The organism is Mycobacterium sp. NGS56 (assembly GCF_059812425.1).
This window is the reverse complement of the sequence record NZ_JCALCQ010000017.1, coordinates 79,914-96,181: the sequence shown is the minus strand read 5'-3', so window position 1 is coordinate 96,181 and position 16,268 is coordinate 79,914. Positions and strand designations below refer to the sequence as shown.

Annotated in this window: 14 protein-coding genes and 2 tRNA genes; 7 read left to right on the top strand and 9 right to left on the bottom strand. The window is 64.4% G+C overall.

Annotated features, from left to right (window positions below):
* Window positions 1–43 precede the first annotated feature (43 nt).
* The 9 genes from AC5Y4F_RS25355 to dnaA all read right to left on the bottom strand — a co-directional run bounded on the left by AC5Y4F_RS25355 (window position 44) and on the right by dnaA (window position 11,257).
* A tRNA-Ala gene (locus AC5Y4F_RS25355) sits at window positions 44–116 on the bottom strand.
* A gap of 145 nt (window positions 117–261) precedes the next feature.
* Window positions 262–338, bottom strand: a tRNA-Ile gene (locus tag AC5Y4F_RS25350).
* A gap of 71 nt (window positions 339–409) precedes the next feature.
* Window positions 410–1,303: a DUF3566 domain-containing protein gene (locus AC5Y4F_RS25345; protein WP_499999337.1), complete on the bottom strand. Its 894-nt coding sequence runs from the start codon at window positions 1,301–1,303 to the stop codon at window positions 410–412.
* 89 nt (window positions 1,304–1,392) lie between these two features.
* Window positions 1,393–3,909 (bottom strand): DNA gyrase subunit A, encoded by a 2,517-nt coding sequence (gene gyrA, locus AC5Y4F_RS25340; protein ID WP_067930760.1) that lies wholly within the window; start codon window positions 3,907–3,909, stop codon window positions 1,393–1,395.
* 42 nt (window positions 3,910–3,951) lie between these two features.
* Window positions 3,952–5,985: a DNA topoisomerase (ATP-hydrolyzing) subunit B gene (gyrB, locus tag AC5Y4F_RS25335; protein WP_067930757.1), complete on the bottom strand. Its 2,034-nt coding sequence runs from the start codon at window positions 5,983–5,985 to the stop codon at window positions 3,952–3,954.
* A 257-nt stretch (window positions 5,986–6,242) separates the two neighbouring features.
* Window positions 6,243–6,800 (bottom strand): DUF721 family protein, encoded by a 558-nt coding sequence (locus AC5Y4F_RS25330; protein ID WP_499999333.1) that lies wholly within the window; start codon window positions 6,798–6,800, stop codon window positions 6,243–6,245.
* Entirely contained in the window at window positions 6,797–7,954 is a 1,158-nt protein-coding gene (gene recF, locus AC5Y4F_RS25325) for a DNA replication/repair protein RecF (RefSeq protein ID WP_499999331.1), read from the bottom strand. The genes AC5Y4F_RS25330 and recF overlap by 4 nt, the downstream gene beginning before the upstream one ends.
* Complete coding sequence (gene dnaN / locus AC5Y4F_RS25320; protein WP_499999328.1) at window positions 7,955–9,154, bottom strand: DNA polymerase III subunit beta; 1,200 nt, start codon at window positions 9,152–9,154, stop codon at window positions 7,955–7,957.
* Between the two features lie 567 nt (window positions 9,155–9,721).
* Entirely contained in the window at window positions 9,722–11,257 is a 1,536-nt protein-coding gene (dnaA, locus tag AC5Y4F_RS25315; RefSeq protein WP_499999326.1) for a chromosomal replication initiator protein DnaA, read from the bottom strand.
* 594 nt (window positions 11,258–11,851) lie between these two features.
* Between dnaA and rpmH the strand changes: the two genes are divergently transcribed.
* The 7 genes from rpmH to AC5Y4F_RS25280 all read left to right on the top strand — a co-directional run bounded on the left by rpmH (window position 11,852) and on the right by AC5Y4F_RS25280 (window position 16,265).
* Complete coding sequence (rpmH, locus tag AC5Y4F_RS25310; protein ID WP_003874369.1) at window positions 11,852–11,995, top strand: 50S ribosomal protein L34; 144 nt, start codon at window positions 11,852–11,854, stop codon at window positions 11,993–11,995.
* A gap of 23 nt (window positions 11,996–12,018) precedes the next feature.
* Window positions 12,019–12,378, top strand: a complete 360-nt coding sequence (gene rnpA / locus AC5Y4F_RS25305) for a ribonuclease P protein component (protein WP_499999324.1) — start codon at window positions 12,019–12,021, stop codon at window positions 12,376–12,378.
* Window positions 12,379–12,410: 32 nt separating this feature from the next.
* On the top strand, window positions 12,411–12,722 hold the full coding sequence (gene yidD, locus AC5Y4F_RS25300) for a membrane protein insertion efficiency factor YidD (protein WP_082947443.1): 312 nt from the start codon (window positions 12,411–12,413) through the stop codon (window positions 12,720–12,722).
* Window positions 12,706–13,800: a membrane protein insertase YidC gene (gene yidC, locus AC5Y4F_RS25295; RefSeq protein WP_156749912.1), complete on the top strand. Its 1,095-nt coding sequence runs from the start codon at window positions 12,706–12,708 to the stop codon at window positions 13,798–13,800. The genes yidD and yidC overlap by 17 nt, the downstream gene beginning before the upstream one ends.
* A gap of 79 nt (window positions 13,801–13,879) precedes the next feature.
* Window positions 13,880–14,437 carry a Jag family protein gene (locus tag AC5Y4F_RS25290; RefSeq protein ID WP_499999321.1) on the top strand — a complete coding sequence of 186 codons (558 nt, stop codon included), beginning with the start codon at window positions 13,880–13,882 and terminating at the stop codon, window positions 14,435–14,437.
* Between the two features lie 77 nt (window positions 14,438–14,514).
* Window positions 14,515–15,252 (top strand): 16S rRNA (guanine(527)-N(7))-methyltransferase RsmG, encoded by a 738-nt coding sequence (gene rsmG / locus AC5Y4F_RS25285; protein WP_067930728.1) that lies wholly within the window; start codon window positions 14,515–14,517, stop codon window positions 15,250–15,252.
* Complete coding sequence (locus AC5Y4F_RS25280; protein WP_082947439.1) at window positions 15,249–16,265, top strand: ParA family protein; 1,017 nt, start codon at window positions 15,249–15,251, stop codon at window positions 16,263–16,265. Before rsmG ends, AC5Y4F_RS25280 begins: the two co-directional genes overlap by 4 nt.
* The last annotated feature ends 3 nt before the right edge of the window (window positions 16,266–16,268 follow it).

Here is a 16,268-nt window from a genome sequence, read left to right as displayed (position 1 = left end):
GACGCGACTCATCTGTCACCTATGACTCGACTCATCACATTTGTGGAGCCTAGGGGAATCGAACCCCTGACACCCGCCTTGCAAAGGCGGTGCTCTACCAACTGAGCTAAGGCCCCTCATCGTGATTGAGTGGCTGACCTTGGTCATCCACGGCCACGTGCCAGACCTCGACTCCACGTCGTGACCACACCACCGCTGCCAATCCGGCGATAAGTCCCAGCGGCAGTGCGAGTCTTACGCAACGTCTTGACGGGCACATGGTGGTGGGCCTAGGAGGACTCGAACCTCCGACCTCTTCGTTATCAGCGAAGCGCTCTAACCGCCTGAGCTATAGGCCCGTACTCGCGTACGGCCGAGCGACGAGATTACCGCAATCCCCGCCCGACTCCCAAAAATCGCAGCACCCACGCTAGTCGCGGTCCGCCAGCGTGACCTCGATGCCGCCGATCAGATCGGTCGTCAAGTTGTAGACGAACGCGGCGATGGTGGCCGCCGCGGTCAGCAGCACGATGTTCACCAAGCCGATCAGAACGGCACCGCCGAAAATCGTGCCGCTGGACACCAGTTCGCCGCTGCTGCCGCTGGTGTTGTTCAGCAGGTCACCGACGTTGCTGTTCAACTTCGACCACACGCCCATGCCGCCGAGCACCAGGTACAGAAACGCGACGGCGATCATCCAGACGAAGAACAGCGCCACGGAGAGCAGCAGCGACACCTTCAAGGTGCTCCACGGATCAATGCGGCGGATCTGCATGCTGGCACGCACCGGACCGCGCGTCCGGCGTGACACCTGCACCCGGTTGTCGCGATTTTCGCGGCCTTCCCGGCTTTCGGCGCTCGCCGGACGTCCGCCGGCCGATGAGGTCGACGACTCCGCCGGCCGCTCGGGGGCGGGCTTGCGATGCGGGCCGCGCGGCACCGGGCCAGACAGGTCCGGTAATTCGCTGGCGTAGGCCTCGGTCGGCGAAGTCTCACCACGGGAGGTCGCAGGCTCCGGCTCTTTGGCATGGGACGGGGCGCCGGCCCCTGGCGCCGCCGTGCCCGAGATGAAGCGGTTCAACCGCGCCTCGACGCCACCGGCCTGCCCCGATGGTCGTTTCTCGGGGAAAGGCTCGTTCTGTCGAGGCCCCGGGTCCTGTGGCCGGGGGCCACCGCGCTGCCAGGGTGGTCCCTCCCCACCCTCTTGGGCGCGGCCACCCTGTGCGGGCGGCACCCCGTGGCGCGCACCGGCGCGTTCGACCGAACCATCCCCATTGGGGCCATCCCCCTGCTTGGGGGCGCCCGGCTCGTTCGGTGAGGTCACCCCGACTCCTTAGGTCTCCTACCCTGGCCGCCCAAGCGGTGGCAGTCGCATTATGTCTGGTCGGGCTGAGTCTAGTGGCTCGGTTCCGACTAGCTGTCTGACTCCGCACCGTCGCTTTGTTCGGTGACTTCGTCCGCGTTTTCCTCGGCGTTGCGGGCAATGGCCAACAGCGTGTTCTCCTCACCCAGGTTCATCAGACGCACGCCCTTGGTCTGCCGTCCCGCCTTACGAACCTGGCGCGCTGCGGTCCGGATGACGCCGCCTCCCGAGGTGATTGCGTAGAGTTCGCTGTCCTCATCGACAATCAACGCACCAACCAGCCTGCCACGCCGACGGTCGTACATCACCGTCAGGACTCCCTTGCCGCCGCGTCCCTGCACCGGATACTCCTCGATCGCGGTCCGCTTCGCGTATCCGCCCGACGTCGCCACCAGCAGGTAGGTGTCTGCGCGGACGACGTTGAGTGACAACAGGTAGTCGTCGGCGTTGAACCGCATGCCCTGCACGCCGGAGGTCGCGCGGCCCATCGGGCGCAGCGCTTCGTCGGTCGCCGAGAACCGGATGGATTGGCCGTTGGCGGAGACCAGCAGCAGATCCTCGTCCGCGGAGCACAGCACCGCACCGACCAGCTCGTCGTTGTCGCGCAGGTTGATCGCCACGATGCCGCCCGACCGGTTGGAATCGAAATCAGTCAGCTTGGTCTTCTTCACCAAACCGTTGCGGGTAGCCAGGACCAGGTACGGGGCGTCCTCGTAGCTCTTGATCTGGATGACCTGGGCGATGCGCTCCTCCGGTTGGAACGCCAACAGGTTCGCGACGTGCTGACCGCGAGCGGTCCTCGAGGCCTCCGGCAGTTCGTAGGCCTTGGCCCGATACACCCGGCCCTGCGTGGTGAAGAACAGGATCCAATCGTGCGTGGAGCACACGAAGAAGTGCCGCACGATGTCGTCCTGTTTCAGGCCGGCACCCTGCACGCCCTTGCCGCCCCGTTTCTGACTGCGGTACAGGTCGGTTTTGGTGCGCTTGGCATATCCGGTTTCGGTGATCGTGACGACGACGTCCTCGCGCGCGATCAGGTCCTCATCGTTGACGTCGCCGTCTGCGGCGATGATCCGGGTACGACGCTCGTCGCCGTGCTTGTCGACGATCTCGGCGAGTTCGTCGTGCACGATCCGGCGTTGCCGCTCGGGCTTGGCCAGGATGTCTTCCAGGTCCGCGATCTCGGCTTCGATCTTGGCCAGGTCGTCGATGATGCGCTGGCGCTCGAGGGCCGCCAACCGGCGCAGCTGCATGTCCAGGATCGCCTGGGCCTGGATCTCGTCGATATCCAGCAGCTCGATCAGGCCGGCCCGCGCGATATCCACGGTCTCCGACGCGCGGATCAAGGCGATGACCTCGTCGAGCGCGTCGAGCGCTTTGACCAGACCGCGCAAGATGTGAGCGCGCTCGTTCGCCTTCCGCAACCGATAGGTGGTGCGCCGGACGATGACGTCGAGCTGATGCGCGACGTAGTGACGGATCATCTGGTCGAGGCGCAGCGTGCGCGGCACCCCGTCGACGATCGACAACATGTTCGCGCCGAAGCTGGTCTGCAGCTGGGTGTGCTTGTAGAGGTTGTTCAGCACCACCTTGGCCACGGCGTCGCGCTTGATCTCCACCACGATGCGCAGACCCACGCGGTCGCTCGACTGGTCTTCGATGTTCGAGATGCCGGCCAGCTTGCCATCGCGGACCTGCTCGGCGATCGAGGTGATGAAGTTGTCGTGGTTCACCTGGTACGGCAGCTCGGTGATCACCAGCGAGGTGCGCCCGCGTGAATCTTCTTCCACCTCAACGACTCCGCGCATCCGGATGGATCCACGGCCGGTGTTGTACGCGTCGTGGATGCCCTGGGATCCGACGATCAGACCGTGGGTGGGGAAGTCCGGGCCCTTGACCCGCTCGCAGACCGCGGCCAGCGTGGCCTCTTCATCGGCCTCGTGGTTGTCCAGGCACCAATAGACCGCTTCGGCCAACTCGCGCAGGTTGTGCGGCGGGATGTTGGTCGCCATGCCGACCGCGATACCGCCGGAGCCGTTGGCCAGCAGGTTGGGGAAGCGGCTGGGCAGCACGGTCGGCTCTTGGACGCGACCGTCATAATTGGGGGTGAAATCGACTGTCTCCTCGTCGATTTCGCGAAGCATCTCCATTGCGAGCGGGGTCAGCCGCGCTTCGGTGTACCGCATGGCGGCTGGCGGGTCATTACCCGGTGAACCGAAGTTGCCCTGTCCATCGACGAGTGGATAACGCAGCGACCATGGCTGCGCCATTCGCACCAGGGTGTCGTAGATCGACGCGTCGCCGTGGGGGTGGTAGTTACCCATCGTCTCGGCGACCGAGCGCGCCGACTTGGCGTGGCTGCGGTCTGGGCGGAACCCGGAGTCATACATCGCATAGAGCACCCGGCGGTGCACCGGCTTGAGGCCGTCGCGCACCTCGGGCAGGGCGCGGCCGACGATGACGCTCATCGCGTAATCGATGTAGCTGCGCTGCATCTCCTGCTGAATGTCCACCGGCTGGATCCGGTCGACAGAGTCGTCACCTGGCGGCAGCGTGGTGTCAGTCATGTATTCCTCGTTGGTTGGTCAACTCCTGGCGGGTCCGGTCTCTCAGACGTCCAGGAAGCGAACGTCCTTGGCGTTACGGGTGATAAAGCTGCGGCGCGCGTCGACATCCTCGCCCATCAGGATGGAGAACAGCTCGTCGGCGGCCGCGGCGTCGTCGAGCGTGACTTGACGCAGCACCCGGACGGTGGGATCCATTGTGGTCTCCCACAGTTCTTTGGCGTCCATCTCGCCGAGACCCTTGTAACGCTGGATGCCGTCGTCCTTGTTGATCTTCTTGCCCGCCTTCTGGCCGGCCTCGAGCAAGCCGTCGCGCTCGCGATCGGAGTAGGCGAATTCGGGATCGCTGCGCTGCCACTTCAGCTTGTACAGCGGCGGCTGCGCCAAGAACACATGCCCGTGTTCGATCAGCGGCCGCATGAACCGGAACAGCAGCGTGAGCAACAACGTCGAGATGTGCTGACCGTCAACGTCCGCATCGGCCATCAGCACGATCTTGTGATAGCGAAGCTTGGTGATGTCGAACTCGTCGTGAATGCCGGTGCCCAGCGCGGTGATGATCGCCTGGACTTCGGTGTTCTTCAGAACCCGGTCGATGCGGGCTTTCTCCACGTTGATGATCTTGCCGCGCAGCGGAAGGATGGCCTGGAACATCGAGTCGCGGCCGCTCTTGGCCGAGCCCCCGGCCGAATCGCCCTCCACCACATACAGTTCCGACTTGCGTGGGTCGGTGGAGCGGCAGTCGGCGAGCTTGCCGGGCAACCCGCCGAGGTCGGTGGCGCTCTTGCGACGCACCAGCTCTCGCGCTTTGCGCGCGGCGATTCTGGCCTGGGCAGACGACACCGCCTTGTTGACCACGACCTTGGCGTCCGCGGGGTTGGCTTCGAACCAGTGCGTGAGTTGTTCGTTGCAGACCTTCTGCACGAACGACTTGACTTCGGTGTTGCCCAGTTTGGTCTTGGTCTGGCCCTCGAATTGCGGTTCGCTGACCTTGACCGAGATCACCGCAGCCAGGCCCTCGCGGATGTCGTCACCGGTGAGGTTCGGATCCTTGTCCTTCAGCAGCTTCTTGTCTTTGGCGTACTTGTTGACCACCGTCGTCAGCGCGCTGCGGAAGCCTTCTTCGTGGGTACCACCCTCGTGGGTGTTGATGGTGTTGGCAAAGGTGTGCACCGATTCCGAGTAGCCGCCGTTCCATTGCATTGCGATTTCAACCTCGTGGCCGGGGCCCTTGCCGTCGAAGTCGATGATGCTCTGCTGAATGGGGCTTTTGGTGCGGTTGATGTGCTTGACGAAGTCGACGAGCCCACCCGGATAGTGGAAGGTGCGGTGTTTGACCTTATGTGGCGCAGTCGATTCCGCGGCTTTTTCTTCTGCCGACTTCGGGGCCTCCGCGGTGTCGCTGACGACCTCGTCAACGACCTCCTCGTTGCTCACCCGTTCGTCGGTGAGATTGATCGTCAACCCCTTGTTGAGAAAAGCCATCTCCTGCAACCGGCGCGCGACGGTCTCGAAGTCGTATTCGGTGGTCTCGAAGATCTCGGGATCGGCCCAGAATCGGATCGTGGTGCCGGTGCGCTTGGTGGCCTCACCCTGTTTGAGGGTGCCGGGCACGGCACGGTCGTAATACTGCGACCATTCGTGGCCGTCGCGGGCGATGTCCACCTCGAGACGGGTCGAGAGCGCGTTGACCACTGACACACCGACCCCGTGCAGGCCGCCGCTGACGTTGTAGCCACTGTTCTCCCCGCCGAACTTGCCGCCGGCATGCAGTTGCGTCATCACCACGTCGACGGTGGGGGCGCCGGTGGCGTGCATGGCCACCGGGATGCCCCGGCCGTTATCGGAAACTTCGACGCTGCCGTCGTCAAGAATGCGGACATCGACCCGGTCGGCGTAGCCGGCCATCGCTTCATCGACCGAGTTGTCGACCACCTCCCAGATGAGGTGGTGCAAGCCCCGCTCACCAGTGGACCCGATGTACATACCGGGACGTTTGCGGACGGCCTCGAGACCTTCCAGCACGGTGATCGCTGAAGCGCCGTATTCGTCTTGCGCCTTCTTCTTCTGGGCAGCCACGGTCGGAATGCTCTCCTTGGGGTTTCATGCGGGCGGTTCTAGTCACCGCAACAGTCGCATCCCACCAGTCTAGCCTGATCGGCCATCCGCACCGATATTCTGGCCGCGTTTCTACCCAGCTAACTGCGCCGTGCGCACGATTTCTTTATTCTGGCCGCGTCCCGACGTACGTCGAGGGGGTCCGCCTCGTCCTGGCGGATTTCAGGGGCCTGTGAACGAACTCCCGGCTAGGGATTCGTGGGCCGGTGTCAAACTCCCTAACCGTAGGTGTCGCGCGGACCCCTGCCAGCGATATGACGCGGCCCCTTGCGCCACGAGGGCGCGGCCGGTCCGGTGATCTTCAACGACGTCACTACCCCATTGCCGACGGCAGTGGCGATCTTGGCCAGTAACTGTGACTGGATCATCCGCAGCTGGGTGGCCCATGCCGTCGATTCGGCGGCCACGCTCAGCACACCCTCGTTCAGGGCGGTCGGCGCCGCGTGGTCGGCGATCTGTTGGCCGACGACCGTCGCCCAGTTGCCCAGCACAGTGCCCTCGGCGACTTGCGCCGACCAACCCCGTTTCTTCGCCAGATCGCGCGCCAGCCTGCCCAGGGGTTGCGGGTCGCGGGCATCGGGTCCTGGTCCCGACCAGTTCCGCCGGGCACCCGCCACCCGCCGCGGCGCAGGGCCCGCCGCTCGCCCGCGGCCGGCGTCTTTGCCGTGAGCCCGGGCCGCGGCTCGGGCTTCCTCGAGGGTGCGCCGCACCAAATCGAGCCCGCTCAGGGCATTTGGTGGCTCGATCGGCCGCGGACTCTCTTCGCTACCGGTCATGAGTGCATCTTCGATACCCGCCCGGCGTCGCCGTCGCGTAAGTCGACATGAACCTCACGGGCCGCCCAATCCGTCGGGATGTCGTCGAGCACTGCGGCCGTGACCAACACTTGTTCGGCCGATTCGGCCACGGTGGCGAGCGCGCGGCGACGGGCGGTGTCGAGTTCGGCGAACACGTCGTCGAGCAACAACACGGGTTCACTTTCTTGCGTTCGCAGTAATTCGTAGGCGGCCAGCCGCAGCGACAACGCGAACGACCACGACTCCCCGTGGCTGGCAAAGCCTTTCGCGGGCTGGTCTCCGAGCCACAATTCCAAGTCGTCGCGGTGTGGTCCGACGAGACACACGCCGCGTTCCAGCTCCGCGTCGCGGCGTGCCGACAATGCCGCCAGCAAGGCGGCTTCCAGGAACTCGCGGTCGGCGCCAGCGATATCCGCCGCCGCCTCGGCGCGCAGGCTGGATCGATAGCCGATGGAAGCGGCACGTGATCCGGGGGCCAACAACTGATAGGCCTTCTCCACCTCCGGTGCCAACTGATTCACCAAATCGACACGAGCGGCCATCAATTCGGCGCCGTGCTCAGCGAGACGACTGTCCCAGACGTCGAGCGTGTCCAGTGCGCTCTGGTCGCCGCGATAGCGGGCGCCGGACAGGGATTTCAACAGCGCCGTGCGTTGCCGCAAAACTTTCTCGTAGTCCGAGCGCACCGCGGCCACCGCCGGGCGGCGCACCGTCGCCAAATCGTCGAGGTAGCGGCGCCGGTCGGATGGATCGCCGCGGACCAGGGACAGATCTTCGGGAGCGAACAACACCGCTCGCAGGACACCGATGACCTCCCGTGTGCTGCGCACCGGTGATCGGTTCAGTCGTGCCTTGTTCGCCCGGCCGGCCGCGATTTCCAGATCGACCGCGCACTCCCTGCCCTCGTTGACCACGATCGTCGACACCACCGCTCGGTCGGCGCCCGCGCGTATCAACGGCGCGTCCGTTCCCACCCGATGGGATCCCAGGGTGCTCGAATACCACAGCGCCTCAAGGAGATTCGTCTTACCAAACCCGTTGGAGCCGATGAATACCGTCCGACCAGGCTGCAATTCGAGGTCGGCGTGTGCCCAGGACCGGAAGTCGCGCAGTCCTAAATGCCGGACGTACACCTAGCCAGGCAACCGGACGGGCATCAACAAGTAGACGTAATCGGTCGGTAGGGCGCTATAGGGGCCGGTGCCGGTCGGGTGGCTGTCATCATTCAACGCCGGACGCAGCAACGCCGGCTTGCCCGGGGTCGTGAAACCAAACGACACTCGCTCCGAGTGGACCGATCCCAGCCCGTCGGTCAAATAGGTCGGGTTGAAGGCGATCGTCAACGGCTGGCCGGCGAAGTCGACCGCCAGATCTTCCTCAGCCCGGCCCACGTCGTCGGCGCCCGCGGACAGCCGCAGCGATCCCTCGCTGAATTCCATCCGGACCTGGGCGCCCCGATCCGCTACCAGTGCCACCAGCTTGATGGCCTCGGTCAACTCCGCCACATCGATGGTGGCGACCGCCGTGTGCTCGGCCGGCAGCAACTGACGGAACTTCGGGAATTCGGCATCGAGCAGACGGGTGGTGCTGCGCTTGCCGTTACCGCTGATGCCCAGTAGTCCGTCTTTTCCGACGCCCGATCCCGCACCCAGGGACAACCGGACCTCGGAGCCGTCGGTGCCCGTGCGGGCGGCCTCCGCCAGCGTCTTGGCCGGTACCAGCACCGCGGCTTCGATATCGGGTGAGGCCGCCGACCAAGTCAGCTCACGGACTGCCAAGCGGAACCTGTCGGTGGCGGCCAAAACCACGGTGTCACCAGAAATCTCAACCCTGATTCCGGTCAGCATCGGCAACGTGTCGTCACGGCCGGCCGCAATCGCAACCTGGCTGATCGCCTCGGCAAACAGATCGGCGGGCAACGTACCGGTCTCTTCGGGCAACGCCGGCAGCGTCGGATAATCCTCAACCGCCATCGTCGGCAGCGAGAACCTGGCGTTTCCGCAGTGCAGTGCCACCCGGTTACCGTCGGCATAGAAGTCGATCGGTTTGTTGGGCAGTGCCCGCACGATGTCCGATAGCAACCGACCGGATACCAAAACGCTTCCCGGAGAAGCTATTTCGGCGGCCACCTGCGCTTCGGCGGAAACCTCGTAATCGAATCCCGAGATCGTCAGGCCCTCGTCGGTTCCTGACAGGAGCACACCGGAAAGCACCGGCACGGCAGGTCTGGACGGCAAGTTCTTCGCCACCCAGGACACTGCGTCTGCGAAAGATTCCCGCACCAAACGAAATTTCAAGTCGCTGAGCCCAGCCGTTGTCGTCGCCGCGTCCATAGCGTCCCTCCACCTACCCAGCGTTTTCGAGTCCATTGGCTAGCCACCGCCCGCTAGCTCGGGGCTCCGCCACGAACGCCGATGGCGGCTAATGCCAGCGACGACCGCAACGGCAGTCGAAGAACAACCGTAGATCCTTCGACGCCATCTTGAAAGCTAATCGCAAAGCCCGACAACCCCGGTCTGCGTCGGTTCAGACGACCGGTGTGCACCGTGCGTCCCCAAGCCTGTATTTCAAAGAAGAACCGATGTAGAGATCTCAGTACCAGTATTAAGGCCTGTGCATTCTGGGGACAGGATCATCTCGGCGCAGCTAGCGCCGTGATCGGGTTGTGCATCGTGGTGCAAACGCCTGTGGGCGATGTGTTGGGTGAGTGGGGACGAATGACAGTTGTGCACCGAAGCTCTGTCACTGCACCGGCGCGTAATTGCGTTGTGCACAACTCTGCGCACAAGTCCAGGGTGGGGCGGGTGTGACAGATGTGCGTGAAGTTTCTCGAAAAAAATTATCAACACGGGCAGCGAGCGCCCGAAAATCGGCGGTTCGGAGCTCTGGGAGAGGAGGATTCAGCGCTTGGAGCGCTGGCGGATGCGAGTGGTGAGTTCCTTGACATGATCAAAAACCTCACGCCGCTCGGCCATCTCGGACAGGATCTTGCGCTGCGCATACATAACCGTCGTGTGATCCCGGCCGAATGCCTGGCCGATCTTGGGCAGTGAGAGATCGGTGAGCTCACGGCACAGGTACATGGCGATTTGGCGCGACTGAGCCAGCGCTCGAGTCTTGCCGGGGCCGCGGAGCTCTTCCACGGTGGTGTCGAAGTATTCGGCGGTAGCCGCCATGATGGTGGCGGCGCTGATCTGCATGGTGCTGGCATCGGCGATCAGATCGCGCAACACGATCTCGGCTAGTGACTTGTCGATTGGCGTTTTGTTCAGCGAGGCGAACGCGGTCACCCGAATCAGCGCCCCTTCGAGTTCTCGAATGTTGCGCTCGATGCTGCTGGCGATCAGTTCCAGCACGTCGTCGGGGACCGCCAGCCGCTCCATCTGAGCCTTCTTACGCAAGATGGCGATTCGGGTTTCCAGCTCTGGGGGCTGAACATCGGTGATCAAGCCCCACTCGAACCGCGTCCTCAGCCGGTCTTCGAGGGTGGCGAGTTGCTTGGGCGGCCGGTCGGATGAGATGACGATCTGTTTGTTGGCGTTGTGCAGGGTGTTGAAGGTGTGGAAGAACTCCTCCTGGATACCTTCCTTGCCCTCGATGAACTGAATGTCATCGACCAGCAGCACGTCGACGTCGCGATAGCTGCGCTTGAATGCGACCTTGCGGTCGTCGCGAAGCGAATTGATGAAGTCGTTGGTGAATTCCTCGGTGGAGACGTATTTGACTCGCATCCCCGGGAAGAGCCGCTGTGCGTAGTTCCCGGCGGCGTGCAGCAGGTGGGTCTTGCCGAGACCGGACTCGCCCCAGATGAACAACGGGTTGTACGCCCGGGCAGGCGCCTCCGCGATCGCCAGGGCGGCGGCGTGAGCGAATCGGTTGGAGGCGCCGATGACGAAGGTGTCGAAGGTGTAGCGGCGGTTGAGGCTCGTTCCGGCGGCCACCGCCGGATCGATGGCGTGCGGCCGCTCGGTGAAGTAGTTGGGCCAGCCCTGCTGGTTGTCGTTGACCGTCTCGCTGTCTTCGAAGGCTTCCTCGGTGTCGACGACCGCAGTGTCGGCGGCAAAGGACGGGTCGGATCCAGGGAACGCGTCGGCCGGCCCGATGAGCGCATCGTCGACATCCTCGGGCGGGGGAGCGATGCGGACACCCAATTGGATCTGTTGCCCGAGCCGGCGGCTGAGCGCATCGGTGATGGGCGCCCGGAGATGTCTCTCGATTTCGTTTTGGACGAAGCTGCTCGGCACCGAGAGCAGAGCGAATCCCTCGACGATGGTCAGTGGGCGGACCAGATTCAGCCACGCCCGTTGCTGTGGAGTGAGGGGAGTGACAAGGGTCGTGCGGCTGGCGGGCATGCCGTCTGCGGCGGGTTCCCCGTTGAGTTCGGAAACGACGGCATTCCACACTGTCGTGAAACTGGAACCGGGGTCATCGGTCAACGACGCATCTCCCTGGTTCTCGAACGTCCCGACCCGAGTACACCACGCTTGGCGGCAAAACAACTGTCCACATAGTTATACACAGGTGTGGACAGGATGATCGTAGGCGAGCCACAGCCTACTGGCCGGCTCGCGATCTCCGCGCTGGAAGAGAACCTCGAAAGGTTGTCTAGGCAGCTAGTCGATCCACCATCCTCGCTTCGTTGCCGAGCGCTGCTTCAGTCTAAAACGACTTCGCAGAAGCTAACAGTTTTCTGTTCGGCTGCCAACAGTTCTGCTGCTTTCCAATCGGGTCATTTAGGGTACGCGGGGCTTGCTTCGGCTCGTTATGGTAGCGACGGCCGCGGCGAGTGTGACGGAAACGGAAATCTTTCTGTCGCCTGTGTGTGGGTTCGTTGTGGCAAGCCAGGTTTGACCAGGCGAAGCCTCGTCAGTACCCTCAAACAGTCGCCCGAAAGTCGGCGATACGGCTGCGACCCGAACCACATGGGGACCGCGCCGGCCAGCAACACCAAGACCACCTCCGGTCGAACCGCAGATGAGCCAGATGCGAAAGTCTGAGCGGCTGGATGGCAACACAACGAGGAGAACGTCGTGGCCAAGGGCAAGCGGACCTTCCAGCCGAATAACCGGCGCCGAGCCCGCGTGCATGGTTTCCGCCTGCGGATGCGCACTCGCGCCGGACGTGCGATCGTGTCCGGTCGGCGCCGCAAGGGTCGCCGCGCGCTCTCTGCCTGATCGCGGCTCCAGGTCGTTCAGCGGTGCTTCCGGCACGCAACCGCATGACGCGGTCAATTGACTTTGACGCGACGGTGAAGCACGGGATTCGCCTGGCACAGCCCGATATCGTCGTGCATCTTCGCCAGGGATCCGATCGGGACGAAATCGTCGCGCCGCGGGTCGGATTGGTGGTGGGCAAGGCCGTCGGATCCGCCGTGGATCGACACCGCGTGGCTCGCCGGCTGCGCCATGTGGCCCGCGCCCTGCTGGGCGAGCTCGGCCGGTCGGATCGATTGGTGATCCGTGCGCTGCCCAGCAGCCGGACGGCATCCTCGGCCCGACTCGAGGAGGAACTGCGCCGGTGTCTGCGACGCGCGTCGGCGGCAGGGAGCGAGTCGTGACGGCGTTGACCGGGTTGCGCGCGTTCGTCCGGATGGCCGGAACGGCGGCCGCGCGCGGAGTGATTTTTTTGATTCAGCTGTACCGGCATATGGTGTCGCCGCTGCGTCCGGCGACATGCCGCTTCGTTCCGACCTGCAGCCAGTACGCGGTCGATGCGCTGAACGAGTACGGCCTGATTCGGGGGAGCTGGTTGGCTGCGGCCAGACTCGCCAAGTGCGGACCATGGCATGAAGGCGGATGGGATCCGATACCGGACCGCCCGGAAAGTCACGTGAATTGCCAAGATGCCAGCGCCGTTCGGGTTGTCCGAGCGGCGCGAGGGGAGAGTGGATCCTTTGTTTGATTTCTTCAGCCTCGACTTCGTCTACTACCCGGTGTCGTGGATCATGTGGGTCTGGTACAAGTTGTTCGCCTCGATGCTGGGCCCGTCGAACTTCTTCGCCTGGGCGCTGTCGGTGATGTTCTTGGTCTTCAGCCTGCGCGCGTTGCTCTACAAGCCCTTCGTGCGGCAGATCCGCACCACGCGCCAGATGCAGGAGCTACAGCCGCAGATCAAGGCGCTGCAGAAGAAGTACGGCAAGGATCGCCAGCGCATGGCGCTCGAGATGCAGAAGCTCCAGCGCGAACACGGCTTCAACCCGATCCTGGGCTGCTTACCGATGCTGGCGCAGATCCCGGTGTTCATCGGTCTGTATCACGTGCTGCGCTCGTTCAACCGGACCACCGGCGGCTTCGGTCAGCCCCACTTGTCGGTGGCGCAGAACCGCATGACCGGAAACTACGTCTTCACCCCGACCGACGTGGGGCACTTCCTGGACGCCAATTTGTTCGGCGCCCCGATCGGCGCCTTCATGACGCAGCGCACTGGGCTGGATGCGTTCACCTTCTTCAGCCGGCCGGCTGTGATCGCGGTGGGCCTGCCGGTGATGATCCTGGCCGGCGTCGCGACCTACTTCAACAGCCGGGCGTCGGTGGCGCGCCAGAGCCCGGAGGCGGCGGCGAACCCGCAGACCGCGATGATGAACAAACTCGCGTTGTACGTGTTCCCACTCGGCGTGGTGGTCGGTGGGCCATTCCTTCCGCTCGCGATCATCCTGTACTGGTTCGCGAACAACATCTGGACCTTCGGGCAGCAGCACTACGTCTTCGGGATGATCGAGAAAGAGGACGAAGCGAAGAAGCAGGAAGCGATCCAGCGCCGGGCGGCGAACGCGCCGGCGCCGGGAGCCAAGCCGAAGCGGAACCCGAAGGCGGCGTCGTCGGGTGGCAACGGTTCGACGGCGGCCGACGGCGACGTCGATGCGCCCGGTTCCGCGACGACAGATTCCGACGGAGCCGACCGCCCGGCGTCCGGCGGGGGCGGGGGCCCGAGCAACCGCACGCCGAGGCCCGGGGCGCGACCGAAAAAACGCAAACGCTGATACGGGCGGAATAGCTATCGGGGCCGTCCGCACAGGGTGACCCCAATTGGGCCGGGGCCCACGGATTGAGGGAGAAGACATGACAGACGCCGAGACCACCGAGCGCGACGTTGACACGGAGCTTGACACACGGTCGGACGCCGAAGATGCCGTTGCAGAGGACACCGATGCTTTGGAGGAGCGGTTGGTCGCCGAGGGCGAGATCGCCGGCGACTATCTCGAAGAGCTGCTAGACCTGTTGGACTTCGACGGCGACATCGACCTGGACGTCGAGGGCAGCCGTGCCGTCGTGAGCATCGATGGCAGCGACGACTTGAACAAGTTGGTGGGTCGCGGCGGCGAGGTGCTTGACGCGCTGCAGGAACTCACCCGCTTGGCGGTGCACCAGAAGACCGGGGTGCGGAGCCGGTTGATGCTCGACATCGCGAGTTGGCGGCGGCGGCGGCGCGAGGAACTGGCGGCGCTGGGCGACAAGGTCGCGCGCCGAGTTCTCGATTCCGGCGAGCGCGAAGAGCTTGCGCCGATGACGCCGTTCGAACGCAAGATCGTCCACGACGCCGTGGCCGCGGTCTCCGGAGTGCACAGCGAGAGCGAGGGCGTCGAGCCGGCGCGCCGCGTGGTCGTCCTGCGCGACTGAGGGCCCAGAGTTACAGCCGTGTAGTTCCCGTCGCGACCGACCTCTGAAGGGTTGAAAGTGGGCGCTCCGACCCGAAGATGTTTCACGTGAAACATGACGGCCCGCAGAATGTCGCGGGCCGCTCGGGGGAGGATGCCGGGATCAGGAACGCGCCGGACTCCGCGGCCGCCATCTTCGCCGAGCGGCTTGGAACCGCACAACAGTACGCGGAAATCCTTGCGACCGCGGGCGTGCATCGGGGCCTGCTCGGCCCCCGAGAGGTCGACCGCATTTGGGACCGCCACATACTCAACAGCGTGTCCCTCGCCGAACTCCTCGACCGGGGCGAGCGGATCATCGACATTGGCAGTGGGGCGGGCCTGCCCGGGTTACCGCTGGCGATCGCTCGACCCGATCTCGAGGTTGTGTTGCTCGAACCCCTGCTGCGACGCAGCGAATTTCTCAACGAGGTCATCAACGAACTAGGGTTGGCCGTCGAAGTGGTCCGTGGCCGTGCGGAGGAACCGGGTGTGCGTAACCGGTTCGGGGAGAGGGATGCTGCGGTGTCGCGAGCGGTTGCATCGTTGGACAAGTTGACGAAGTGGAGCATGCCGTTACTACGCCCAGGCGGGCGGATGCTCGCCCTGAAGGGGGAGCGGGCTTCCGATGAAGTTGAACAATATCGGCGTGTGATGGCAGCATCGGGCGCCGCTGATGTCAGGGTGGTGACATGTGGCGCGACCTATTTGCGTCCCCCCGCAACCGTAGTTTCAGCGCGCCGCGGGAGGCCGCCACACCACAAACCGGCACGGACCGGGAAGGCCCGAACCCGATGACTTCTTCAGCAGATTGGCCGGCGGCTTCTCAAACGCCGGCAGACGTCGTCCCGGCGGGACCGCCCGTTTCGGCCGCGGCGGATCCGGACGCACCCGCACCGTCGGCGGCCGCCGCAACGGCGCCCGCGCCAGCGAATGTTTCACGTGAAACATCGGACGAATTCGACACCCCGATAGGGGCTGCCGCCGAGCGCGCGATGCGGGTGCTGCACACGACCTACCCGCCGCTGCGCCGACCGTCCCACCGCCGCGTGTTCACCGTCGCCAACCAGAAGGGCGGGGTGGGCAAGACGACTACCGCCGTAAACCTTGCGGCAGCGCTCGCACTGCAGGGACTCAAGACGCTCGTCATCGACCTCGACCCCCAGGGCAACGCGAGCACGGCACTTGGGATCACCGATCGGCAATCGGGCACACCCTCCTCATACGAAGTCCTACTCGGCGAGGTCGCCGTGCGCGACGCGCTCCGGCGAAGTCCGCACAATGAGCGCCTGTTCTGCATCCCGGCCACGATCGATCTGGCCGGCGCCGAAATCGAATTAGTCAGCATGGTGGCGCGCGAGAATCGGCTGCGCACCGCATTGGCCGACCTCGACAGCCTCGACTTCGATTGCGTCTTCATCGATTGCCCGCCATCGCTCGGATTGCTGACCATCAATGCGCTTGTCGCCGCGCCGGAGGTGATGATCCCGATTCAGTGCGAGTACTACGCACTCGAGGGCGTCTCGCAACTGATGCGCAACATCGAAATGGTGAAGGCGCACCTGAATCCGAAGCTCGAGGTGAGCACCGTGGTGCTGACGATGTACGACGGCCGCACCAAACTCGCGGACCAGGTTGCCGAAGAGGTACGCAGGTACTTCGGAAGCAAGGTGTTGCGCACGGTCATTCCGCGCAGCGTGAAGGTTTCCGAGGCGCCGGGCTACAGCATGACCATCATCGATTACGACCCCGGCTCACGCGGGGCGATGAGTTATCTAGATGCGAGTCGTGAACTCGCCGAGCGTGATTGACCA